Source organism: Pedobacter folensis (genome assembly GCF_056490665.1).
The window spans coordinates 174,878-197,114 of record NZ_JBWJIF010000006.1 but is presented as its reverse complement, the minus strand read 5'-3'; the positions used below and the strand labels follow the sequence as shown (position 1 = coordinate 197,114).

Here is a 22,237-nt window from a genome sequence, read left to right as displayed (position 1 = left end):
TTCACCTCAAATGCTGTCATGTTGAGCCTGTCGAAACCCCTCAAAGCGTAATTAACAGGCCCTTCGACAGGCTCTCTATAGGAGTCCTTTGGACAGGATGACAAAATTATATTGACGTATACAATTCTTTTTGCTATTCAACAGCTTCAAGGCCCAAAATCTGTGCCTTGTATGCTGCTGGAAGAATGAGGTTTCTTAAAGGTTTGTTCACCTTTAGTTTCCGGCTTATTTTGTATAAAGTAAGCACTGGTTTAATTGCTTTTCCATTTCCCAGCTTAAGTAATTCATTCACTTTTAACGGAACGATCAGCGCTTGTATTTTTCGCATTAATGAATATCTCAGAAAACCCAGGTGTTTTTTGTACTGATCATAAAGATCATGAGAAAAGCAGCTGTAGATTAAATTCTCCTGTAGCTGTTGCTCATGCATCATTTGCCACGCTGCAAAATTGCCCGGAAGTCCGTTTATTTCCATGCGGTGCCCAACTTTATAGAAAGTAGAAAATATTTCTTCTTTTTCTATTAAGGTGAGTTTTCTTTCCAGCACTTCGAAAGCGCTGATGGAATAGCTAATCAGCATAAAAAGGACATCTCTATAGGCCCAATCCGGAATTTTAGCGTTTCTTCCGGCTTCAACATGCTGATGGATTTTGGTAATCTGATCTATTGCAGCAGTTGCTTCGGTTACAGAAGAAAATACGATTTTTTGAGCATAGGCCACTGTCGAAAATAATCTTCCCAACGGATCTTTAGGCAGTTTTCCCGTAAAATACAACCAATCAACAGCTTTATTCAGGCTAAATTCTGCTGCAGCACCGGCGAAAATAAAAAGAATAACATCTGTATTGCCCCATATTTTCCTTACGATAGAATGTTTGTCTACAAAGTCCATAATCCGTAATGTTCTGCTAATATTTCAATTTTTTTAATATTAATGCGGCATAATATTAACGGGACAATTCCGAAAATGCCAAAAGAACAGTCTATCAATTGCCAAAATAGAGGGATCTGACGGATGTTTCCGGCAATTAATGCCAATGGAATAATCGCGATACAACAGATCATACCAAAGTCGATTACCCATTTGTTTTTTACAGGATCTTTTAATGGCCCGATAAAAAGTATGGCCAGCATGATATGGGCAAATGCCAGCCAATCGGTGCCATAACTTAAAAAAGGATACTGCAGATTGGTCGCTTTAAGGGCTTGATAAACAGCTCCAAGCCAGGTTTGAAGGCTGATCGGTAAAATTTCACTGTACTTAACCAGATAAGCCATTTCGGTTTCTAACGGAAATGCAGTTAATCCGCTGATGGCCAGTCCGGTAATGATGATACCGACGTATGTTTTTGAATGTAACCTTAATTTTTGCTCTTCGGTATTCATCATTTCTGATTTATAGGGTTGATTTGCAAATTATGATAAGCCTGATGAATAAATTGCTTCATATTTCTATGTTATGTAAAGTGCTTTGTATTTCAAAGTAAGTACTAAAAATTCAATATTCCAAAAAAAAATGATGCGGATTTTTCAACGTGACGAATTTATCTTGCTGTAAGAAGATTGGAAATAGAAGACCAGGCTTAAAGATTATTTTGATTTTGGAGGTTTTTATCGCAGATTTATACAGGATAATGGTAGGGAGTTTAAAAAGCAAAAGCGCCGGCATCGCGCTGGCGCTCTTGGTATCATTAACTAAACTAAATCAACGCACTGCTTCTCGCAGTTGTTTCATTCGTTAAACAAATATCTGTCGCATTGACAATTAAAACGAAGGTGGCTGGTAAATACGGAAAATGTCCTGTTGAATAGCTTTTTGCGGAATTTAATTCTGTTGGTAGTTTTAATTATACTTTTTGCCAAAATTTTGTTCTTTTTTTGTGCTCCGCTTAAGGGTTTAACAGAGAGTATTTATATATTTGGATATTCATTATAAACTAAGCCTAGAAAAGAGATAAATAGACTAACCACTATAATGGAATTATACACCCCTGACCAAACAGACAGAGATATTTTAACACTATTACAAAAAGATGCAAGGCTAACCTATAAGGAACTGGCTGCAATGCTGCATTTGTCAAAATCGCCCATTCAGGAACGTGTAAAACGCTTAGAACGTTTAGGATTCATTTCTTCGGTAGTGGCATTAATCGATCCAAATAAATTTGAGCACTGCATGATATCTTATTTGCAGGTTCAGCTTACCAACCATTCTGTTAATACCTTCAGGTTATTTCAGCAGGAGGTAAGCAAGCTCGATGAAGTACTGGAATGTTACCATACTACCGGAGGTTTTGATTTTATGCTGAAGGTTGTAGCAAGAAATATGATCGCTTATAACGATTTTCTGATTAATAAGTTTGGGCGTTTGGATAATATAGGTACACTTAACAGCTCGCTTGTAATTACGCAGGCAAAACGCGAAACCGCTTTACCTGTATAGCAAGAGCATTAAATTTATAAATTAAAAAGCACCCTGGATTTTAATTCAGGGTGCTTTTTTGCTTTGTGCAGGTTATATCGCTACATTGATCTGTACATTGATATTGCCACGGGTAGCTTTAGAGTACGGGCAGGTTTGGTGCGCAGCTTCAACTACTGTTTTGGCTTCTTCGTAAGTAAGTCCGGGTAAAATTACATTTAATCTTGCCTGAAGGCTAAAGCCGCTGTCGGCCAAAGCCAGATCAACTTCTGCATCAATTGCCGCATCTGCTGGAAGGGCAATTTTAAGTTGAGGTGCATTATGTTTCATTGCGCCAATAAAACATGCAGCCCAGCCTGCAGCAAATAACTGCTCAGGATTTGTTCCTTTTCCTGCACTGCCAGGAGATGACAATGCGGTATCAAGCAAACCATCGCTACTTTTGGCAAAGCCCTCACGGCCACCGCTTACATGAACTTTTCCGGTATAAAGTACTTTGTTGATAACTACATTTAAAGTATTTGTCGATTCAATTGCATTTTGATTTTCCATTTTTTTGAAATTTTATTGTGAATATTTGAATTTTTAAGATGAATAGTTTTTATCAGGCCATCATAGCTGCCTGTATAATGGCGTCTGCGAATGCCTGGGGTGCTTCCTGAGGAAGATTATGTCCAATGCCGCCATCGAGATTGTGGTGTGCATATTTGCCCGTAAACTTAGCTGCATAATTAGCAGGATTACCATGTGGGGCACCATTGGCATCACCTTCGAGCGTAATGGTCGGAACGGTTATAACTGGAAATGTGGCTAGTATTTTTTCGTATTTATCATATTGTGCTTCCCCTTCTGCAAGCCCCAATCTCCACCGGTAATTATGGATGACAATGGCAACATGATCTGGATTATCGAGTTCAACTGCTGATTTTTCGAAAATGGCATCGGTAAATTTCCATTCCGGAGAAGCGGTTTGCCAGATCAGTTTGGCGAAATCTTTTCGGTTAGCTTCATAACCTAAACGGCCGCGCTCAGTCGCAAAATAGAATTGATACCACCATGATAATTCTGCTTTGGGCGACAATGGTTTTTGGTTTACCTCCTGGCTTCCAATAAGGTATCCGCTTACCGAAACCATTGCTTTACAGCGCTCAGGCCATAATGCAGCCATAATATTGGCCGTTCTTGCGCCCCAATCAAAGCCGCCAATTATGGCTTTATCTATTTTTAGGGCATCCATTAAGGCAATAATGTCTGCTGCAATGGCCGATTGTTGTCCATTTCTTGGCGTTTTAGCCGAAAGAAACTGTGTGCTGCCATGGCCGCGAAGGTGTGGAACAATTACCCGGTAGCCTTTAGCAGAAAGTAAAGCCGTTACATCTGCATAACTATGAATGGTATAAGGCCATCCGTGTAACAGTATAACGGGTTCACCATCTGCTGGTCCGCTTTCTGCATAAGCCATATTTAATACGCCGGCCTGAATCTGCTTTATGACATCGAAAGATGCATTGCTGTGCGATTTAGGGTTGCCAGATGTCTTCTTTACATTTTCCTGCGCATTTAAAAGGTTTAATCCTCCAAGTTCTGCAACGGCAACGGTTAGTGCGGCTACACTTAAAAAGCGCCTGCGGCTGTAATTATTTTGATTTTCCATCGTGCTAAAATTTGTTGACATTTAAGGTTTTACCCGCTTTGGTATGTCAAAATTAATGCGCTTAGCAGGAGGAAATTAGCCGTTTCGGGATGAAACAGACAAATTAGGTTTTGACTTATACATTGTTAAGCCTGAGCAGGACAGGAGTGATGGGCTCAGGTAAGGTTATGAAGTTAAAAGTTAAGTATGGGCGTGAAAACATTGTCCTTCGACAGGCTATCATTGAAAGATTCTAATAAAGCGGTCGTCTTTCCCGCGCATGCGGGAATCTTAAAGCGTATTGTATGATGATTATTGAACACTAAGTGATTCCCAATCGAGTTGGACATAACAATATCCAGAGCGCTATCATCTACTTAAAATCGCTCAGTCAATATTATAAACCAAAAATCAGCTGCATAATTACTTTCTTGCGCGCTAACATTAATGCATTAAAATCCTGAACGGTAATTTGGAACAATTGCTGGTATAATGGAGCCATCATCAATGGATAGGAAAGGAGCGAAAAAAGATTCATTAAAAAATGTGCCGGGTCGGTTTTTACGATCGTACCCTTTTCCATTTCCTGCTGTACTTCTTTTAAAAATTGCTTAACCGGATTTGTTTGGATATTGCCCATAAGTTCTTTACCCAAAGTATTAATTTCAGTTACCAAAAATGTCTCCTGATAGGGGAAAGCGATCATATCTTCTAAAAAAACCGTTATCAGGTGTTCAACTTTCTGCTTAAAAGGTTTTTCAGATTCCATACTTTCGTTAAGGCGTTTGCTTAGTCCCTGCATGGTTTCCTGAAATACAGCTGCAATTAACAGGTCTCGGGAACGAAAATAATAGTGAAGCGCCGTTCTGTTTACACCAGCGGCATCAGCTATTTCCTGCGTGGTCGCATGAAGCTTGCCTTCGGCAAACAATATCTTTTTAGCAGTGTCTTTTATCAGTTGTTCTGTACCTGTATTTTTAAGTGGCATTTTTTATAGATGAAGGCTGTTTTTAGTGAGACTAATCTGGCTGGTTACGCCAATTTCTTTTATAAAATGCTGATCATGCGAAATAACCAATAACGTACCTGTAAAGTTTTTTACGGCCGAAGTTAAGATCTCCAAACTCTGAACATCGAGGTTGTTAGTGGGTTCATCGAGAATAAGCATATCAGGCGCTTGTTTACTTATTGCCAGGCAACATAAAGCCAGTTTCATTTTTTCACCACCACTTAATCCTATACATTTTCTATCAAACATCTCCTGACTAAACTGTGAATAAATAAGCAACGATTTTAGTTCATGTTCCTGTAATCCATCATGATTATATTTTTGCACCTGCTCATAAAGGCTGAGGTCGGGCTTTATCATGGTATAATCCTGATCGAGATAAAGATATGAAAAATCCGGGCTCATGTATTGGCCTTCTGTAGGTTCTATGGCTCCGGTAATCATCTTAAGCAAGGTGGTTTTGCCTGCACCATTATCGCCCTCAATATGCAAACGGTCTCCGGATCTTACCTGAAAGCTTAGCGCTTCCCATAAAGTGTTGCCATGATAACCATAGTTAACGTTATTCGCATCAATCAAAATCTTACCATGGTGAAGATGAGAAGCTGCTATATTAATGTGCAGTGCCTGGTATTGCTGTATTTGCGATCGGGTTTCCCTGATATGCTCAGCGAGGCCAGATATTTTCTCGTGATGAGCATCCAATACCTTAGCTGTACTTTGCTCTGCTTTACTTTTAAGTCCGCCCGCAACAATACGGGGTAAGGAATTGCTTTGTCCCGCACTTTTACCTTTTGCCTCCTTTTTTTGACGTTGCTCAGCCATATCGCGGGCCTTTTGCTGGCTTTGCTTTAAAGTTTTGGTTTGTTCTTCGAGTTTTGCTTGTAAAGCATTAACTTTTTCTTGTCTTTGCTCCAGATAAAAGTCGAAATTGCCACCAAAAACCTCTATTCCTGTTTGGCTAAGCGCTAAAGTTTTGTGAAGGAGATTTAATAGCGTTCTGTCATGGCTAACGGTCAAAATTGTTGCCTGATGTTGTGTAACCAAATCATATAACATCCTGCGGCTGTTTGTATCCAGGTGATTAGTGGGTTCATCAAGAAGAATAATCCTTGGTTGATGAATTTCAATACCGGCAAGAAATACTTTTGTTTTTTGACCACCGCTTAAACTTCCCATGAAATGATGAGCACTAAAATGTTCAAGGCCCCATTTCGCCAGGGCCATTTCTGCTTTCTCTTCAATTTCCCAGTCATCATCCAGATCAGTAAAATAAACCGGATCTACACTTCCGTTAAGGATGGCTTGCATCGCATTAAGCTTCACATCTATTTTTAGTGCCTCAGCAATAGATAGATGATCGTATTGACCAAGATGTTGAGGCACGTACCAGCAACTTTCAGAAAGCATAATTTCTCCGGATGTAGGCAAAACGGTGCCTGCAATAAGCTGTAGCAAGGTCGATTTTCCCATGCCATTAAGCCCAACCAGGGCTGCCTTTTCACCTTTGCCAAGCGTTAAATTTAATTCTTGGAAAAGCTTTTCTCCATCAGGATGGGTATAACTAAGCGATCTGATGATTAAACTCATGTCTTTTATTATTGAATGCTAAACAATTCGTTTGCAAATATAAATATTTTAATATTTTTGTTTAACAAAATTGTTAAAGAAAAAAAATAGCTTTTCGATTAATCTAAACCTGATATTGTCTATTTCAATACCCAATCTGTCTGGTTCAGGTTCGAAATGGTTTAACTGTAAGAATGGGGTGGTTACTTTAGGTGAAAAATGAAGAGAATGATGTGGCTTAGCTTAAAACGAAGTCGTCATATTCTTTAAATTTAAGTGTAATAAATTATTATTTTTGATTATCCCAACCCACCTTAATTGGCCTGGCTAAAAACGAACATGACTAAAAGCCCTTTAAAGATTTCGCCTGTTATTATTTGGGTAAGTTCCATTTTTCTTGGACTTTTATCTTCTGTTCCTCAAATAGCAGAGCATCATTTTAACGCCGCCGAAGCTGCGGTAAATGCGGGCATTACTTCGGTATTTGCCTTGTTGATGTGGTATTTGAATATTTATATGCTGTCGCGAAAGCGCAGCAGACCTGGCAAACAAGGCATTTCCTACTCCAGGTTATTTAAAAGTCTTTTAATTGGTATTGGGGTGATGCTTTGCCTGGCATGGATTCAGCAATTGATTCTTTCGCACATTAATTTCGGTCCGGTGATGTTGATGGTGGAGGTAAGGGGGATATTGATCAATTTAATTTTTTATATGTTCCTCCATCTGTTACAGCAAAATTACGAAAATCAGCAGGTGAACATGGAACTGGAGAAAATTAAAAGTGACAGTTTGGGTGCGCAGTACGAATTGCTAAAACAGCAGGTTAATCCACACTTTCTTTTTAATAGCCTCAATACCCTAAAAGCCATGGTAGAAATTGGCGATGAAGAGGCTGTTGATTTTATCCTCAAACTGTCTAATTTTTATCGCTATACCCTCGAGAGCCGTAAATTAGACCTGATTCATGTGTCGGAAGAAATGGAAATACTGAATGCTTATTTGTTTTTGCAAAAAGCACGGTTTGATGGTGGTTTCATCTTTACCTCTACTTTAAATGAAGCAGTATTACAGACCTTAATTCCTCCTTTTACGCTGCAGCTGTTAATCGAAAACTGTATTAAACATAATGTTGTTTCGTTGGATAAACCTCTGCAGATCAGTTTGTACGCTGTCGATGGACAAATTGTTTTGGAAAATCCTATCCGTTTAAAAATAGCCGGTAACAACTCATTAGGGGTGGGGCTAAAAAATATCACACTACGCTACCAGCATCTTCTCGAAAAACCAATTGAGATTAGTAATGATGGCCAGATTTTTAAAATTAAACTCCCATTAATTCATGAACATCATCATCATTGAGGATGAGCTAAAAACAGCTAAATCACTCGAAAATATAATCCTGAGTCTGAGGCCCGATGTTAAAATAATAGGGCAGTACCAGAGTATTGAGGGATCGGTAAAAGCATTGACAGAACAGCCGCAACCCGATTTGATATTTATGGATATTCAATTGGCAGATGGATTATGTTTTGAAATATTTAAACAGGTTAAAGTTAATTGTCCGGTTGTGTTCTGTACCGCCTTTGATGAATATTCTCTGGAGGCTTTTAAACGAAACGGTGTAGATTATGTGTTAAAACCATTTTCCAAAACAGATATTCAGGAAGCCTTTCAAAAAGTAGACGGCCTTCAGAATTTTTTTCAGCAGAAGGTAATCCCCGATTTAAACAATTTATTAACCAAATTAAATAGTCCGGCTGGAAAAGAGAGCTTTTTGGTGTTTAAAAACCAGAAATATACCACCGTGCAAACCGAAAACATTGCTTTCTTTTACATCAGAAATGATGCTTCAACCATTATGTGTTTCGATAAGCAGGAGTTTGCCTTAAGCCAATCGCTTGATCAGATTACAGCACTGGTATCTTCTAAACAGTTCTTCCGGGTTAACCGCCAATATCTGGTAAATTTTAAAGCCATTAAAGAAATTGAACATTATTTCTTAAGAAAGTTATTTGTAAAACTGGTGATTGAAACCCCTGATAAATTATTGATTAACAAGGAAAAAACACCTGCTTTTCTTTCGTGGATGGAAGATAGGTAAGGATACCATATCCCTGATAAGGTGTTGAAAAGGCTTGAAGCAGGTATCTGTTTTCAAGCCTTTTTAATTTCAGGCTGCTGCGCCTTTGTCTTGTTTATCTGCTCCCTGTCCAGCTCTTCCATTAATTTGTCCGGTTCAGCTATTTCAAGCTCATTTCAGCGATGCTACGCGCTTATTTTTGATAAAAAAAGAATAGAAATTATGAAAACACTAAAAAGAATAGCGATCGTAAATGCAGTTATTGTAGGGATAATAGCACTCAGTGCATTTATTTGGGTAGGATCGGCCCGGAAAAAAAAGCGGAACAGCCTGTTAATGGAAAAGGTTTTGCCGTTCTGGAGTTATTTACTTCTGAAGGATGCTCAAGCTGCCCGCCAGCAGAAGATTTACTGGCTCAAATAGAGAAAGAATCGAAAGGAAAAGCAGTGTACGTGCTTGGATATCATGTCGATTATTTTGATAGCCTAGGCTGGAAAGACGTTTTTGCTAGTCCCGAAAATACAAAAAGGCAAAAAGAATATAGTGCCTGGTTAAATGCACAGGTTTATACGCCTCAATTGGTGATTAACGGCGCTCAGGAATTTATTGGATCTAATGAAAGTGATGTGAGAAATGCCATTAACAAACAGCTTTTGAATCAACAGCATACCGCCAGTTTGGCCTTCGATACCAGAAGAGATGGGGAAGTATTGAAAATAAATTACGAGGCGAAAGATACCCAGGCTGGCGACGACCTTGTTTTTGCACTCGTACAAAAAAACGGAAGTACTCACGTACAACGTGGGGAAAATGCAGGACTTAAATTATCTCATGTTCAGATCGTACGGAAAACCTTAACCCTATCGCTAAAGAATACAAAATCAGGAACTGCAGCGCTGAATATTCCTAAAAGTAGCGGTGCCGAACAATGGGAAGTAATTGGCATGGTTCAGCATCAAACAACAGGACTAATTTCTGCAGTTAATGTATCCGCAATTTTTTAATCATCATATCATGGAAAATCATCAAAATACCACAACCAACAGTTTACTTGTTGGATTGGCAACCTTAATGTCGACACTTTTTATGGTTAGCCCTCCATTCGAAAAAAATCCACAGCAATGTGAAATGGTACAAAGTATCGGAAAGAAAAAACAGAAAGGGCTAGAGCATGAGTCTGACCCAATGGTATAACGTCAACTCTAATCACCATTCATAAACAGAATTATTTTTTGAGGTCGCCATATATTTGGCGACTTTTTTATTTAATAACAATAGGCTCTGCGCTTTAGGTATAAACTTAGCTAAAGGGATAAACATTCACCACGTCAAATATTTGTTACGGATAAAATCCTTCTGAATATTTACTTTAGTTCGATATTGGGCATCGTTTACAGTAAAATGGAGCTATATCCGTTATTATTTTTAGCATTGAAATCAAATTAACATCATAAATAATCAACTATGTCGAATCGAAACAACGCAGCCGATACTACTGGAGCCCTAACCGATGCTGGGATAAGCCCAGACAAGAAAACATTTTTACAAGCGCTTACCGAAGATTGGTGGGCCGTTATATTGGGAACAATTATTATTGCCACTGTACTTTATTTAACCAGCTATGGTACTGTTATCAGTTTGCCTGCATTTAAATGGGCAAACAGTGAGGATCTTTTGGGTAAAATATTATCCGCATCTAACTTATTGTTGATTGTTGAAACGGGTGTCGTTTTTCTGGCCTTAGCTTCGATAGCGATAGGTGTATCAGGGGGCAATGTTGCGCGGTTTGCTGGTGGTTTTGCACTTATTTATTTTTTAGCGATCGTTTCCTTTATTATCGGAGGTAATAAAAGTGTATCGTATTTCGGATTAGAATACGTGGTATTTGCATTGCTAATCGGTATTGCACTGGGTAACCTGATTAGGTTGCCGTCCTGGTTAAAAGAAGCTGTACGATCGGAATTTTATATTAAAACAGGTTTGGTGATATTGGGTACCACTATTTTATCAGCCGATTTGATTAAGGCCGGTTTACCGGGTATTATACAGGCTATTATTGTCGTTACTGTAGTCTGGTTTTTTTCCATGTGGTTAAGCCGTAAATTAAAAGTTGATGATGAATTTGGTGTGATATTGGCTTCAGCAGTATCTATTTGTGGCGTTTCTGCTGCAATTGTTGCCGCTGGCGCTATTAATGGTGATAAACGTAAGTTATCTTATGTAACCACGCTGGTGTTGATCATGGCGATCCCGATGATGATTATTTTACCCTGGGCAGTAAAGTATTTTCATATTCCTGAGGTAATTGGTGGCGCATGGCTGGGAGGAACCTTAGACACAACGGCAACGGTAACGGCTGCAGGCGATTTGGTTGGACCAGTAGCTGTTAAGGCAGGTGTGATTGCCAAGTTTTCGCAAAATGTTTTTATTGGTGTTGCTGCTTTTTTTATTGCCATATGGTGGGCCTATAAAAAGCCTAAAAGTGAAGATGGCGTAGTCATTAAAGCAGAACGCCCGGGATTGAAAATTGTATGGGAACGATTCCCGAAATTTGTATTGGGTTTCGTGGCGGCATCTTTAGTATTTTCCTTTTTGTTATCTCCGGCCACAGCAAAAAGTGTTGCACCAACCTTAAACGGTTTACGCACCGTTTGGTTTGCAATCGCATTTATCTCGATTGGTATGGAAGCTAAATTTTCCTCACTGGTCAAACTTCAAGGCGGTAAACCCGCATTTACATTCGTTACCGCGCAAATATTCAACATCTTCTGGACCTTGTTATGGTCGTATATTTTATTTGGTGGATATGTATTCCCTGTACCTGATTTTAAATAAATGGAGGAATTTCTTCCAACAAAAAAAAGCGACATCACTGTCGCTTTTTTTATTTCTTTTTGTGCGGTTATTTCGCCAGGGCAACCGTTTGCAAGGTGTTTGTATCCGGGTTACTCATTTCTGTTGTTAGAGCAGCAAATCTATCCAGGTTTAGTTTTGGTGTTTTACCCATTACCAAAGTATGTTTATCAGTAGCACCGCTCAATTTTAGATCGGCATTGTTTTCGATTACGGTATATAAACTTTCTGTATCTGAATTGATTTCGGCAACTGCATTTCCTTTTAAAAATACCTGAAGATATTTAACATCCAGTTTGCCTTGTGTTTTTACCACCGCGTGGTCAGATGCCTTAACCCTGTAAATATTATTCACATAAAGCGTAATCTTCGCCACTTCTTTATCTTCTGAACTGATTTTTAATGCGTAGCCATCTTGTGTTACTTTCACTTTGCCTGTATTGTCATCATTGTAGCTAATGCCTTCTTTCTCTCTTTGAATTAAGGTAACTTCTACATTTCCGCTTACAATTACTTGATTGACGTTTTTAGGCGCAGAAACTTTGGTGGGTTGTTTCTCATCGGCCATTACGCTTGTAGAGAAAATAGAAGAACTTAAAACGATAGCTACTAAAAGCGATTTTGTTAGGGTTTTGATTGAGGTTTTCATAATGCTGTTGTTTATATTTTTAAATAATATTTTGTGATTGTTTTGTAGATAAGACGCCTGTACCCCGAAAACGTTGCAGCAGAAATGCCGCTATTATACCAACACAGCTTAATTGTCGACGAACTGGATTTAAAAACTGCCGAATGGCTGAGGTCATTATTGTATTCGGTTAATACGGCCCCCTGTTTATTCGGTTATCCTCAAAATTCCTATTTCTGTTCATGTAAAACCTAATGACCAGATTTTATATTATCTTTAAACCAATAGGAGTGGTGAATTTTAAGATTTCATTTTTTTAACCAAATGATTTGAAGAATAATATGAGAAATACGAAAACTACTTATTTAGCTTTTTTTTCCTGCCTGATCTACATCGGTTTTTGTGGTTTTATTTCCGGTAAACAGGCCTACCCACGTTTAGGTATTGTATCTGGTTTAACACAGGATAGTTTAGCTTACGTTTCGGGTTTTAAAATGATTGGCGAATCGGTTCCAAAGATGCTTTCGCCTGTTTTAACAGACGATCAGTTTCGTGACAATTTGAAAAAGATTAAAGCTGCTAAATGTAAAGTGTTAACCTGCAATCTTTTTTACCCGGCGAGTATAAAAATAGCCGGGCCAGATGTAGATGAAGCAAAGGTTTTAGCATATACCGAAACGGTTCTTTCCAGAGCGCAGCAAGCGGGAATCAAGTTTATTGTTTTGGGTAGCTCGGGTGCAAGGAGTATTCCGGCAGATTATAATATCGTTAAGGCAAAATCAGATTTTATTCGTTTGGGCAAAAAACTGGGGCAAATTGCCGGAAAATATAAGGTGACCATTGTGTTAGAGAATCTCGAAACCACCGAAACCAACTTCATCACCTCGTTAAAGTCTGCAGCAGAAATTGTAAGGGAGATTGATCATCCAAATTTCAGGCTAAATGCGGATATATTTCACATGATGCGTGAAGGGGAATCGCCAGATGAAATTATTGCAGCTGGCGCATTGGTTGCATTTTGTGAGGTGGCCGAAAAACAAAACAGATCGTTGCCTGGTGTGATGGGCGACGATTTTAAACCCTATTTAAGAGCCCTGCACAAAATAAATTACAAAGGTTTCATCTTTATAGAAGGAAGCATCAAAAATGCAGCTACCGAAATGCCAGTTGCTTTTAAATATCTTTCTGCTCAGATTGCCGAAGTGTATGCGGAAAAGAAAACAGATTAATTATTGTCCTGTACCAACTGAAATAAGAAATATTATGCTTTTATTTTGATAAGGATACCAGCGTTTGCATACTTGATTTTTCTGCGGCCTGATCAATATTTGGTAAGCGCATTTTTGTAATGTTGGTCTCAACGGTTAAAGATGGATTTTCATTTTTTGCAAGTGCAGCAATGTCTCTTACCGTGCTCGATAACATTTTAAGCGTAATCAAAAACTGACGGTCGATATTCCTGATTTTTTGAAAATCAATGTTTGGATTAAAATGCTCCGTATTCGACCGCTCACTGTAATTAAACTGGATGCTGTCTAAAAGCACCAGTTTGTCTGTAATTTGGTTTAATACTTCATCCGAAAGAGTTAGTCCCTGTATGCCTATTACCCTATTGTTTTTTACGAAATAATCTAAGCCGTTAAAGCTGATGAGGGTTAGGTTAGTCCTGTTAATGATATATTCAGCCTTTGGAAGGCTATTTTTAGAACGGTTTTTGTTAAATGCACTGCGTTGGGCAGCTAATCGCTCAATCATGTCGTTGCCATTCAGATGGGCTGTGTTCTCAAAAATATCAGCTTCTTTGGTTTGTTTGTTTTGAGCAAGAACCCCTACAGATAAACAAGAAAATGAAGTAATTAAAAGGAACAATAGCGTGGTTGATTTGGCACTTTTCATGCAGCAAAGATATTTTAATAATTGCTAATATTAAACTTTTTGTATGTTTAATATTACGTTTTTAACACGTTTTTGGAATTTTTTTGATGACAAAAATCAATTTTTTATTTAACAGTTATTTAATATTTAAAAAACACATCAAATTGTTCGGTTTAATAATTTAAAATTGAGGAATAGAAATACTAATTAAACCTTTCATCGCTATGTTTTTTGCGCTTTACAAATAGTTCAATACTTTTGATTTTGCAATACCCGCTATCACCTCATAATTGATGATCGAACTCGACTTTTTCTTTAATCTGCCTAATGGCGATGTTATGCATTTTCAGCTTATCCAGCTTTCGAGAGCTGAGCCATGGACCGTGCTTGATCATGATCAGCTATTGGGAAGGATGACAAAAGAGGGTGGGGAATGGAAACCATTGTTGGGCAGTTCCTTATCTGCAGCGCTTATCCAAAATATAGGGCTGTTTATTGATCAGCAGGAATATCAGAAATTACCGAATGAGATTAAATTGAGGTGGCCAAAGCTTGTTGAGGAAATTATAGTGAAGTCGGATTCTGAATATATGGTCATTTGCAAACCCTTTGTCAATTTCAGATCATTTGAAAAACTGTTTGAAAAATTTGTACCTCCGATGATAAAGGATGAATGGGAAATCAGCTTTAAAGTTTATAACCATGATTTTGGTGACGATTTTACAAAGAAACTTAGCCGGAAGGAAGATAAACCCGGTTATCAACCTATTGAGAAATGGTAATCTTGAATGAGGATTTTAAATCATGTTAAATATCCGGTATTTCAAATATCAGAGATAAATTCCTGATCACCTGTCTGCTACATTTTAGGATGTTAATTCTACCGTATTCAGTAAATGTATTTTTGTTGCAGCAAGTCCCCGTGCGGTAAGCTCGATTTCAAAAGAAATCTCATCATTAATCCTGATTTCTTCCTGAAGTTCCATTAGAAAAAATTGAATTTTCTGCTCATTTTCATCTTTAATAATACCATGTCCACTATTTTGATTTACATAGCATATTGTACCCTTTCTCATTTTTTAATCTGTTTGGTTAAGATTTATACTTAATTCATTAACGAAGAATTATCTAAATATCAGAACGTCAATTAAGACGGTTTAATATAGTAATAATTCTGTTACATTAAAAAAAAGAAAGCGATAATATTTTTCCCGGAGCGGAGGGTGTGGTTAAGGGAAGTTTTTCTTATTTCAGCTAAATTTAAATGTTAAACATGGATCGTTTGTTCGGTTTTTTTCTCTTCAGATTCTATTGTTAACGCATTTAATGAAATACTGATGCTTAAAGTATAAAAACCTTCTTCGTTAATGCCAGCGGTCATTTCGGCATTTTGATGGTAAGCATATTTTAGCCGGTTACGGATATTATCCATTCCAGAGCCAAAGCCTACCTTACTTTTTACTAAGCGGGGTAAATTGCGGCTTTCGATATGCAGTTTGCCATCAAAGGTATAAACATCTATTGTGGCCTTATTTTCTATATCATTAAGGTTTCCATGTTTAAACATATTTTCCAAAATCGTAAGCAAAACAAGTGGAATTAATTTGATTTCACCAAGATCAGGTCCGCTGGCCAGTTCAATATAAATGGCGCCCTGGGTAATGCGGTGCAAACCAATCAGGTTTTCACATTGCGAAATTTCCTCACTAAGATATACAAAGCCCTCATTATGCTGCGTGTTGGCGGCAAAACGCATCATATCAGAAAGATAAAGCATCACTTTGGCATCTTCAGGAGAGTAGGTGCTTAGTTTCTGGTGTACAAACTCAAATGTATTAAAAAGCAGATGGGGATTAATCTGTGCTTTCATAAAAGCATTCTTAGACATGGCCAGTTCCTTATCCATTTTTTCCTTATCAATAAGCATTTGAAAACGCTGTTTTTCAATACGGGATTTTTCCTGCTTTTCTCCAATAAATTGTTTTAAGAAAAAGAAACCTGTTGAAAAGAGCATAAAAAAGGATGATCTCCATAATAATGTAAGTATCCGGGTATTGGTTGATGCAGGTGGAGTAGGGATAAAGTTAGTGTACTCCCTTAAAAAAATATCAAGATAATAGACAAAGCCAACATATATGCAAAGTTCTAAAATAACAAACAAAGGAACTTTATAAATCGCCTGACGAGGAAAGGAAGTGGCTTTTTCAAGTAACCACACATGAAGATAAAAAAAGGTTATATGCACCATATAGTGCACAACATAGTTGCCGAATTTGCCAAATGAACCCGAAGCAAGACCAATGATTATGGATTCCCAAAAAATAAAGCAAATCCAGGCAATTAAATGCACTCTATGCTTGTAAAGCCAGGCGTATGAAGTTAGCGACTTCAAACTATCCATAAAGATAAAATTACTATTCATGTAACAACTTATATTATAGGGGGCCGATGCAGCTAGTTTTCGAAAAAAAAGAAATATGAAAACTAAGAATCTGGTTAAACGAACCCTGTTTGTATTCAAAAAAAACTATACAAACCATACGCAAAAAGAAATGATGTTTGCTTCTGATCCAACAACAAATTCTCTTTCCTCTTCTACAAATTCTGGTATTGTACTTATTTAAAAAAAAAGTCAGTAGCCGTTATTTTTTACGGCTACTGATGATTAGCTTTTCAGCAATAAAATTTTTAAATTCATTATAATAAATATCGCCTACGGTAAAGCTAATGTGGTTATTCAGTGTAATCCGGTTGCCATCTACATACAAAATCTTATCAATGGCAACAATATAACCACGGTGTAATTGTATAAAATCTTTTTTAATACTCAGCTGCTCCCGAACATCTTTTAAACTTAAGTAAGCAATAATTACTTTTTCTACAGTATGTATTTTAATGTAATTATGAAAACTCTCAAAAGCAATAATATCTTCATATTTAACCATCACCGCACGGTGTTCCTCTTCTTTGTTTTTAACCAGAAAATAATCCTCGTTGGCCCCACCTGTCATTTCCTGTCCAAAAAGCCGGGTAATGGTCGTGGCAAATTTGGCATAGCTATAGGGTTTAAGCAAATAAGCATCTCCTGCAGCTTCAAAAGCATCAAAAGCGTATTCCTGGTGCGAAGTAGTAAAGATGAGCTTTCTGGTTCTAAACCGGATGGCCTTGGCCAGTTCCAGGCCAGAAATCTGGGGCATTTCCACATCCATAAAAATTACATCAACCGTTTCTGAGTTGGCCAGCTCTCTTAAAGCCGTAATTGGATCAGTATACTGCTGGACGAGCCGCATGTTTGGAGTATCCTCGATATATTTTTGTAGCCCCGCTAAGGAACTAAACTGGTCGTCTATGGCTATGCACTTAATCATCTTCAAAAAATCTGTTTCTCTTATAACGAAATTACGCCTTTTCGTACCGAAAAGGGAACTATCTGTACGGATTAATTTTAAGTCTTTTTCTTATTTACTAATTTAACGCAAAAATGTGTCAATTAAGTTTACAAGATGCGGGCAATAGCTACAATCCATAAAAATATTCTGGAATACCTATAAAAAAATATACGTCACCATTAATGGTTTGGCTAACCGAATTATAAGTTTAATTAAGCTAAGAGCGCAGGTTCGTTCTTTTTGTTACAAGAATATACATACTCCTACAACTGTGTAGTCCCGACCATCTAATTAACGCCCTCATTCTTTAGAATCTTCAATGTTTATCATCAATGTGTTGATTAGTGTTGGTTAAACGTCATATATATCCAGATAAACTTGACTTGGTTTTATTAAAGATATTTTTGCAGCATAGATTTTATCCCTTTAATTTATGGCTGATCACTTATTAAAAAACGTACCTTATTCCGTTCTCGATCTTGCAACCGTTTTAGACGGTTTTACTGCTGCAGATACTTTTAAAACAAGCCTCGATTTAGCCAGGCAGTCTGAAAATTTGGGCTATACACGTTACTGGTTTGCCGAACACCATAACATGGCTGGTGTTGCCAGCTCGGCAACGGCGGTGCTTATTGGTTATATTGCCGGTGGTACAAACCGTATTCGTGTAGGTTCGGGGGGTATTATGCTGCCCAATCATGCGCCATTAATTGTGGCCGAACAATTTGGAACATTGGCATCTTTGTATCCCAATCGTATCGATTTGGGTTTAGGCAGGGCACCTGGAACCGATCAGGTTACGGCGATGGCCATCCGTGGTGAAAATTTTAGTGCTGTTCATAGTTTCCCAAGAGATATAGATAAATTACAGCAATTGTTTTCTGCAGATAATAATCGTGCGAGTGTAAGGGCTATTCCTGGTGAAGGATTGGATATTCCGATCTGGGTGCTGGGCTCGAGTACCGATAGTGCACGCTTGGCAGCAGAAAAAGGACTTCCGTATGCTTTTGCCAGTCATTTTGCCCCGGCCTATTTCGAACAGGCCATTTCCATTTATAGAAATAACTTTAAGCCATCTTTATTTTTACAGGAACCCTATGTCATGGCCTGTGTAAATGTAGTTGCTGCCGATACTGATGAAGAAGCAGAACGTTTATCAAGCTCTGTAAAACGTATGTTTTTAGGTGTTATTACAGGTAAAAGAGAGTTGTTGAAACCTGCAGTCGATGATATTAATGTGTATTGGGACCAGTTGGAAAAAGAAGCGGTGGAACAAATGTTGTATTATTCATTTATCGGCAGTGCTAAAACGATCAAAGAGAATTTAGAAGCTTTTGTGTCGAAATACGGTGTAAACGAGATTATGAGTACCTCACATATTTACGATCATCAGGCAAAATTACATTCGAATAAAATTTTTGCAGGCTTGTTCAGTTAAATCAAACCCATTTAGCTGGCTTCACACGACATTCGATGTGCAGGAATCTCGAACTGCACATCGATTATTGTTATTGGCTTAACACAGGCTTCATCTCAATATGCTTGCTTTGTTTATTAAATTTTTCCTAAATCAATGAAGAAAGCGTTACTGAACCTGATGGTATAGGTGCCTAAATGTTATGGTATCATATAAAATGCCTTATTGATACGCCCCATCGTACCGTACTTTTACCCTTTTTGTACCTAAAGTATAGGAATTGAGGCCTACATTGATAACATTTGTACAGCCTATATTAATTTACCTATGTACTAAAGTGGTGTAACTGTTGATGAAAGCAACCATTTATGTACGCCATGATGATATTAACGGTAGATTCTTGCTTTAAATGTTATTTCGGCAAACCGATCTCCATAAAACGTTTGACTGGTAACATTGATACAGGGATTACGACTTAATAATCTGCCGATAAAAAATGAAATAGCTTATGATCGAACTTACATACCTTTTTAAACATGAATTTTTAGAAGACGTATCCTATCAGTTAATGCGGGCCGGCATGGAAGATCCATGGTTGGTGCTGTCTGGATGTAAAGTGTTGGGTATTATTGATGAAGTTGAAGGCAGCTGGATCCAGATTGTAGGAGGAGATATTCCTCCAGCAGCAATTGAAGGAATGGGGAAACTGATTAGTATGCAGCAGTTTAGCTGGTTGCCGAATCTGATTAAAAAACAGTGGCCCAATTATGTACTGGATGTGATTGTGGAAGATATAGACCGTTATGAAATAATTTGCCCTAAAGAGGTTTGTCTAAAACGCTTTCAACAACGTTTTACACTAGGTATCCACGCATTGGCCCAAAGAGAATCAGCTCTTGTTTTTAATGTACGTAGCTTTCAGCAATCAGATAGTTATGAGGTGGTTAAAGCGCCCGTAATTGACCGGTATGTTTAATTCCTCTTTTTGTATTGGTGCTTAATATTTTTTAAGGGTAAACCAATTTGCTAAGGCCATCAGGATAGGTTGCGTAATATTTGTATAATTCTTGTTTGTTTAAGCGTCCATGTCAATCTAATATTTAAATTTGGCCCGACAAAAACCCTTCTTCAACATGACCTTTGTAGAAAAATTGCAGGCCTTACGCCAATTAATGGCTGTACAAAAAGTAGATGCTTATATCATTACCGCGGCAGATCCTCATATTAGTGAATATTTACCTGCGCATTATAAGGCTATTCCTTTTGCCTGCGGATTTACAGGGTCAGCCGGAACGCTGGTCATTACTCAGGATTTTGCAGGGCTGTGGACTGACTCGCGATATTTTACACAGGCTGAAACACAACTGAGCGATACCGGTTACGAACTGGTAAAGTTGAAAGTGCCTCATACACCCGAGTACATCGATTGGTTGCTCCAGGTTTTACCAAAGGGTGCAAAAGTAGGTTTTAACCATCAACTCATTACGGTTGGCTTAGCCCTCGAGCTGCAGAATAGTTTGGCTCAGCGTGAAATTGAGATTACTGACGTTGATTTTATCAGCACGATTTGGCCCGATAGGGTAGGGTTACCTGTAGAAAATGCCTTTTTAATTGGCGAAGAAGCTGCGGGTCTTAGCATTTCGGCTAAAATAAACGAGGTAAGGGCTGCTTTAAAAATAAATGGGGCAGATTATCATTTCATTTCGTCGCTTGACGACATTGCCTGGCTTTTTAACCTGAGGGGAAAAGATGTAGATTATAATCCGGTAACTTTAAGTTTTGCGCTTATTGCACCTGCTGAGGTGAAACTCTTTATCGACAAGCAGAAATTATCACAAACAGATATCGATACTTTAAATCAACAGGGCATAACTTTGCACCCTTACCATGTGGTGGCAGATGCATTAAAAAACCTCCCAAAAAATGCACAGATTTTTATCGATCCAAAACGTACCTGTTTCGGCTTGTATCAGTGCTTGCCAGTTGATTCCAAAATCATTTCAGGCATTAACCCAAGTACATATTTAAAAAGCCTAAAGAATAATACAGAAGTTAATCATATTCGTAAAGCGATGTTAAACGATGGCATAGCGCTAACGAAATTCTTTAAATGGATGGAAGATCATTTGGGAAAAGAAAAGATTACAGAATGGTCTGCAGCAGATAAACTGGCCACGTTTAGGGCCGAGCAGACATCTTTCGTTGGTTTAAGTTTTAATACGATTGCTGGCTATAATGCAAACGGTGCATTGCCGCATTATAGTGTAACAGCAGAAAGCAATCAGGAAATTTTAGCTGATGGTTTGTTTCTTGTCGATTCAGGAGGCCAGTATTTGTATGGTACAACCGATATCACTAGGGTAATGCCCATTGGTAATTGTTCATCAACCCAGGCCGATGATTATACTTTGGTGTTAAAAGGCCTGATAGAAGGTTCAAAACTGATTTTTCCGGAAGGTACCAAGGGTTATCAAATCGATGCTATTTGTAGAAAACCATTGTGGGAGCACGCCATAAATTTTGGTCATGGGACTGGTCACGGTATTGGTTTTTTTCTGAATGTACACGAAGGACCTCAGAATATTAGCCCGGCTAATGTAGATGTTGCCTTTAAGCCAGATATGGTAACCTCCATCGAACCGGGGATTTATCGTCCGGGAAAACATGGTGTACGTATCGAAAACCTGGTTTTATGTATCCCTCAGGGCAATAGTGAATTTGGCGACTTTCTCACTTTCGAAACCTTAACCTTATGTTTTATCGATACTACGATCATCAATAAAGCACTTTTGGCACCAGATCAGATCGCCTGGTTAAATCAGTATAATCAAATGGTATTTGATCAGCTACAGCCACTTCTTTCAACGGAAGAGGTAGCGTGGCTACAAGAGAAATGTAAAGCAGTTTAATAATCCGCACTGTAGGCTGAACTTGTGGAAGATCTTATGCTATAATGCCTTAAATGCCCTTATACTTTTTAATTGGTAGCCATTTGATATAGGAAAGCAATTCCTGCATTTCAATCAATGTCAGTCGTGCTTTCCGCTATAGTCCTCATTTCATTCGGAGCTGCCGCTGCAATCACGTTTAGGTAGCCGATGTAGTGCTTATGGCCTAGGTTTCCCCTTCAGGCGTTTATAATCTGCGTGTTTTGCGCAATCTGCGGGAAGTTAAATGCTCCGGGTATTTCAATATAATCGTTGTGCCTTAAATGCTCTTATATTTCTTAAATGGTTAATAATTTGATATAGGAAAGCAATTCCTGCATTTCAATCAATGTCAGCCGCGCTTTCCGCCATAGTCCCCATTTCATTCGGAGCTGCCGGTGCAATCGCGTTTAGGTATATGGGGCTGTGCTGATG

General features: G+C 38.2%; 22 protein-coding genes. 11 read left to right on the top strand and 11 right to left on the bottom strand.

Annotated features, from left to right (window positions below):
• Positions 1-133: 133 nt before the first annotated feature.
• Both AC04QZ_RS24760 and AC04QZ_RS24755 read right to left on the bottom strand, forming a co-directional pair.
• Positions 134-892 carry an oxygenase MpaB family protein gene (locus AC04QZ_RS24760; RefSeq protein ID WP_478359885.1) on the bottom strand — a complete coding sequence of 253 codons (759 nt, stop codon included), beginning with the start codon at positions 890-892 and terminating at the stop codon, positions 134-136.
• Positions 880-1,389 (bottom strand): hypothetical protein, encoded by a 510-nt coding sequence (locus AC04QZ_RS24755; RefSeq protein ID WP_478359884.1) that lies wholly within the window; start codon positions 1,387-1,389, stop codon positions 880-882. The genes AC04QZ_RS24760 and AC04QZ_RS24755 overlap by 13 nt, the downstream gene beginning before the upstream one ends.
• A gap of 586 nt (positions 1,390-1,975) precedes the next feature.
• Between AC04QZ_RS24755 and AC04QZ_RS24750 the strand changes: the two genes are divergently transcribed.
• Entirely contained in the window at positions 1,976-2,443 is a 468-nt protein-coding gene (locus AC04QZ_RS24750; RefSeq protein WP_478359883.1) for an Lrp/AsnC family transcriptional regulator, read from the top strand.
• A 72-nt stretch (positions 2,444-2,515) separates the two neighbouring features.
• On the opposite strand, the gene AC04QZ_RS24745 is transcribed toward AC04QZ_RS24750, so the two are convergent.
• The 4 genes from AC04QZ_RS24745 to AC04QZ_RS24730 form a co-directional block, all read right to left on the bottom strand.
• Positions 2,516-2,974, bottom strand: a complete 459-nt coding sequence (locus AC04QZ_RS24745) for an organic hydroperoxide resistance protein (protein WP_086545625.1) — start codon at positions 2,972-2,974, stop codon at positions 2,516-2,518.
• A 52-nt stretch (positions 2,975-3,026) separates the two neighbouring features.
• Complete coding sequence (locus AC04QZ_RS24740) at positions 3,027-4,076, bottom strand: alpha/beta fold hydrolase (protein ID WP_478359882.1); 1,050 nt, start codon at positions 4,074-4,076, stop codon at positions 3,027-3,029.
• 376 nt (positions 4,077-4,452) lie between these two features.
• Complete coding sequence (locus tag AC04QZ_RS24735) at positions 4,453-5,043, bottom strand: TetR/AcrR family transcriptional regulator (protein WP_086545627.1); 591 nt, start codon at positions 5,041-5,043, stop codon at positions 4,453-4,455.
• Positions 5,044-5,046: 3 nt separating this feature from the next.
• Entirely contained in the window at positions 5,047-6,654 is a 1,608-nt protein-coding gene (locus AC04QZ_RS24730; RefSeq protein ID WP_478359881.1) for an ABC-F family ATP-binding cassette domain-containing protein, read from the bottom strand.
• A gap of 318 nt (positions 6,655-6,972) precedes the next feature.
• Here AC04QZ_RS24730 and AC04QZ_RS24725 point away from each other — a divergent pair, with 318 nt between their 5' ends.
• The 5 genes from AC04QZ_RS24725 (at position 6,973) to AC04QZ_RS24705 (ending at position 11,548) form a co-directional block, all read left to right on the top strand.
• A complete protein-coding gene (locus AC04QZ_RS24725) occupies positions 6,973-7,992 on the top strand; it encodes a sensor histidine kinase (RefSeq protein ID WP_478359880.1) in 1,020 nt (339 codons plus the stop codon).
• Complete coding sequence (locus AC04QZ_RS24720) at positions 7,973-8,734, top strand: LytR/AlgR family response regulator transcription factor (RefSeq protein WP_478359879.1); 762 nt, start codon at positions 7,973-7,975, stop codon at positions 8,732-8,734. Before AC04QZ_RS24725 ends, AC04QZ_RS24720 begins: the two co-directional genes overlap by 20 nt.
• Before the next feature lie 272 nt (positions 8,735-9,006).
• Positions 9,007-9,717, top strand: a complete 711-nt coding sequence (locus tag AC04QZ_RS24715) for a DUF1223 domain-containing protein (RefSeq protein ID WP_478359878.1) — start codon at positions 9,007-9,009, stop codon at positions 9,715-9,717.
• A 10-nt stretch (positions 9,718-9,727) separates the two neighbouring features.
• A complete protein-coding gene (locus AC04QZ_RS24710; protein ID WP_478359877.1) occupies positions 9,728-9,907 on the top strand; it encodes a hypothetical protein in 180 nt (59 codons plus the stop codon).
• A 270-nt stretch (positions 9,908-10,177) separates the two neighbouring features.
• On the top strand, positions 10,178-11,548 hold the full coding sequence (locus tag AC04QZ_RS24705; protein ID WP_478359876.1) for a YeiH family protein: 1,371 nt from the start codon (positions 10,178-10,180) through the stop codon (positions 11,546-11,548).
• 67 nt (positions 11,549-11,615) lie between these two features.
• On the opposite strand, the gene AC04QZ_RS24700 is transcribed toward AC04QZ_RS24705, so the two are convergent.
• Positions 11,616-12,215 (bottom strand): GIN domain-containing protein, encoded by a 600-nt coding sequence (locus tag AC04QZ_RS24700; RefSeq protein WP_478359875.1) that lies wholly within the window; start codon positions 12,213-12,215, stop codon positions 11,616-11,618.
• A 320-nt stretch (positions 12,216-12,535) separates the two neighbouring features.
• Here AC04QZ_RS24700 and AC04QZ_RS24695 point away from each other — a divergent pair, with 320 nt between their 5' ends.
• Complete coding sequence (locus tag AC04QZ_RS24695) at positions 12,536-13,423, top strand: sugar phosphate isomerase/epimerase family protein (RefSeq protein WP_478359874.1); 888 nt, start codon at positions 12,536-12,538, stop codon at positions 13,421-13,423.
• Positions 13,424-13,463: 40 nt separating this feature from the next.
• Here AC04QZ_RS24695 and AC04QZ_RS24690 read toward each other — a convergent pair whose 3' ends face one another.
• Positions 13,464-14,090 carry a hypothetical protein gene (locus AC04QZ_RS24690; protein WP_478359873.1) on the bottom strand — a complete coding sequence of 209 codons (627 nt, stop codon included), beginning with the start codon at positions 14,088-14,090 and terminating at the stop codon, positions 13,464-13,466.
• 272 nt (positions 14,091-14,362) lie between these two features.
• Here AC04QZ_RS24690 and AC04QZ_RS24685 point away from each other — a divergent pair, with 272 nt between their 5' ends.
• Positions 14,363-14,851, top strand: coding sequence for a hypothetical protein (locus AC04QZ_RS24685; protein ID WP_478359871.1), 489 nt, complete (start codon positions 14,363-14,365; stop codon positions 14,849-14,851).
• 84 nt (positions 14,852-14,935) lie between these two features.
• Here AC04QZ_RS24685 and AC04QZ_RS24680 read toward each other — a convergent pair whose 3' ends face one another.
• The 3 genes from AC04QZ_RS24680 to AC04QZ_RS24670 form a co-directional block, all read right to left on the bottom strand.
• Entirely contained in the window at positions 14,936-15,145 is a 210-nt protein-coding gene (locus AC04QZ_RS24680) for a hypothetical protein (protein ID WP_478359870.1), read from the bottom strand.
• Between the two features lie 191 nt (positions 15,146-15,336).
• A complete protein-coding gene (locus tag AC04QZ_RS24675) occupies positions 15,337-16,491 on the bottom strand; it encodes a sensor histidine kinase (protein ID WP_478359869.1) in 1,155 nt (384 codons plus the stop codon).
• A gap of 220 nt (positions 16,492-16,711) precedes the next feature.
• On the bottom strand, positions 16,712-17,437 hold the full coding sequence (locus tag AC04QZ_RS24670) for a LytR/AlgR family response regulator transcription factor (RefSeq protein ID WP_086545639.1): 726 nt from the start codon (positions 17,435-17,437) through the stop codon (positions 16,712-16,714).
• A 454-nt stretch (positions 17,438-17,891) separates the two neighbouring features.
• On the opposite strand from AC04QZ_RS24670, the gene AC04QZ_RS24665 reads away from it, so the two are divergent.
• The 3 genes from AC04QZ_RS24665 to AC04QZ_RS24655 all read left to right on the top strand — a co-directional run bounded on the left by AC04QZ_RS24665 (position 17,892) and on the right by AC04QZ_RS24655 (position 21,784).
• Positions 17,892-18,896, top strand: a complete 1,005-nt coding sequence (locus AC04QZ_RS24665) for an LLM class flavin-dependent oxidoreductase (protein ID WP_478359868.1) — start codon at positions 17,892-17,894, stop codon at positions 18,894-18,896.
• Positions 18,897-19,383: 487 nt separating this feature from the next.
• Complete coding sequence (locus AC04QZ_RS24660) at positions 19,384-19,851, top strand: hypothetical protein (protein WP_478359867.1); 468 nt, start codon at positions 19,384-19,386, stop codon at positions 19,849-19,851.
• 157 nt (positions 19,852-20,008) lie between these two features.
• A complete protein-coding gene (locus tag AC04QZ_RS24655; protein ID WP_478359866.1) occupies positions 20,009-21,784 on the top strand; it encodes an aminopeptidase P family protein in 1,776 nt (591 codons plus the stop codon).
• The last annotated feature ends 453 nt before the right edge of the window (positions 21,785-22,237 follow it).

Bases quoted from the DNA above. Each gene is read 5' to 3' on its own strand.
- AC04QZ_RS24730 (WP_478359881.1), bottom strand. From the start codon at position 6,654: ATGAGTTTAATCATCAGATCGCTTAGTTATACCCATCCTGATGGAGAA.
- AC04QZ_RS24665 (WP_478359868.1), top strand. From the start codon at position 17,892: ATGGCTGATCACTTATTAAAAAACGTACCTTATTCCGTTCTCGATCTT.
- AC04QZ_RS24655 (WP_478359866.1), top strand. From the start codon at position 20,009: ATGACCTTTGTAGAAAAATTGCAGGCCTTACGCCAATTAATGGCTGTA.
- AC04QZ_RS24700 (WP_478359875.1), bottom strand. From the start codon at position 12,215: ATGAAAACCTCAATCAAAACCCTAACAAAATCGCTTTTAGTAGCTATC.
- AC04QZ_RS24725 (WP_478359880.1), top strand. From the start codon at position 6,973: ATGACTAAAAGCCCTTTAAAGATTTCGCCTGTTATTATTTGGGTAAGT.
- AC04QZ_RS24695 (WP_478359874.1), top strand. From the start codon at position 12,536: ATGAGAAATACGAAAACTACTTATTTAGCTTTTTTTTCCTGCCTGATC.
- AC04QZ_RS24745 (WP_086545625.1), bottom strand. From the start codon at position 2,974: ATGGAAAATCAAAATGCAATTGAATCGACAAATACTTTAAATGTAGTT.
- AC04QZ_RS24685 (WP_478359871.1), top strand. From the start codon at position 14,363: ATGATCGAACTCGACTTTTTCTTTAATCTGCCTAATGGCGATGTTATG.
- AC04QZ_RS24710 (WP_478359877.1), top strand. From the start codon at position 9,728: ATGGAAAATCATCAAAATACCACAACCAACAGTTTACTTGTTGGATTG.
- AC04QZ_RS24660 (WP_478359867.1), top strand. From the start codon at position 19,384: ATGATCGAACTTACATACCTTTTTAAACATGAATTTTTAGAAGACGTA.
- AC04QZ_RS24670 (WP_086545639.1), bottom strand. From the start codon at position 17,437: ATGATTAAGTGCATAGCCATAGACGACCAGTTTAGTTCCTTAGCGGGG.
- AC04QZ_RS24675 (WP_478359869.1), bottom strand. From the start codon at position 16,491: ATGAATAGTAATTTTATCTTTATGGATAGTTTGAAGTCGCTAACTTCA.
- AC04QZ_RS24735 (WP_086545627.1), bottom strand. From the start codon at position 5,043: ATGCCACTTAAAAATACAGGTACAGAACAACTGATAAAAGACACTGCT.
- AC04QZ_RS24740 (WP_478359882.1), bottom strand. From the start codon at position 4,076: ATGGAAAATCAAAATAATTACAGCCGCAGGCGCTTTTTAAGTGTAGCC.
- AC04QZ_RS24720 (WP_478359879.1), top strand. From the start codon at position 7,973: ATGAACATCATCATCATTGAGGATGAGCTAAAAACAGCTAAATCACTC.
- AC04QZ_RS24705 (WP_478359876.1), top strand. From the start codon at position 10,178: ATGTCGAATCGAAACAACGCAGCCGATACTACTGGAGCCCTAACCGAT.
- AC04QZ_RS24750 (WP_478359883.1), top strand. From the start codon at position 1,976: ATGGAATTATACACCCCTGACCAAACAGACAGAGATATTTTAACACTA.
- AC04QZ_RS24755 (WP_478359884.1), bottom strand. From the start codon at position 1,389: ATGATGAATACCGAAGAGCAAAAATTAAGGTTACATTCAAAAACATAC.
- AC04QZ_RS24680 (WP_478359870.1), bottom strand. From the start codon at position 15,145: ATGAGAAAGGGTACAATATGCTATGTAAATCAAAATAGTGGACATGGT.
- AC04QZ_RS24760 (WP_478359885.1), bottom strand. From the start codon at position 892: ATGGACTTTGTAGACAAACATTCTATCGTAAGGAAAATATGGGGCAAT.
- AC04QZ_RS24690 (WP_478359873.1), bottom strand. From the start codon at position 14,090: ATGAAAAGTGCCAAATCAACCACGCTATTGTTCCTTTTAATTACTTCA.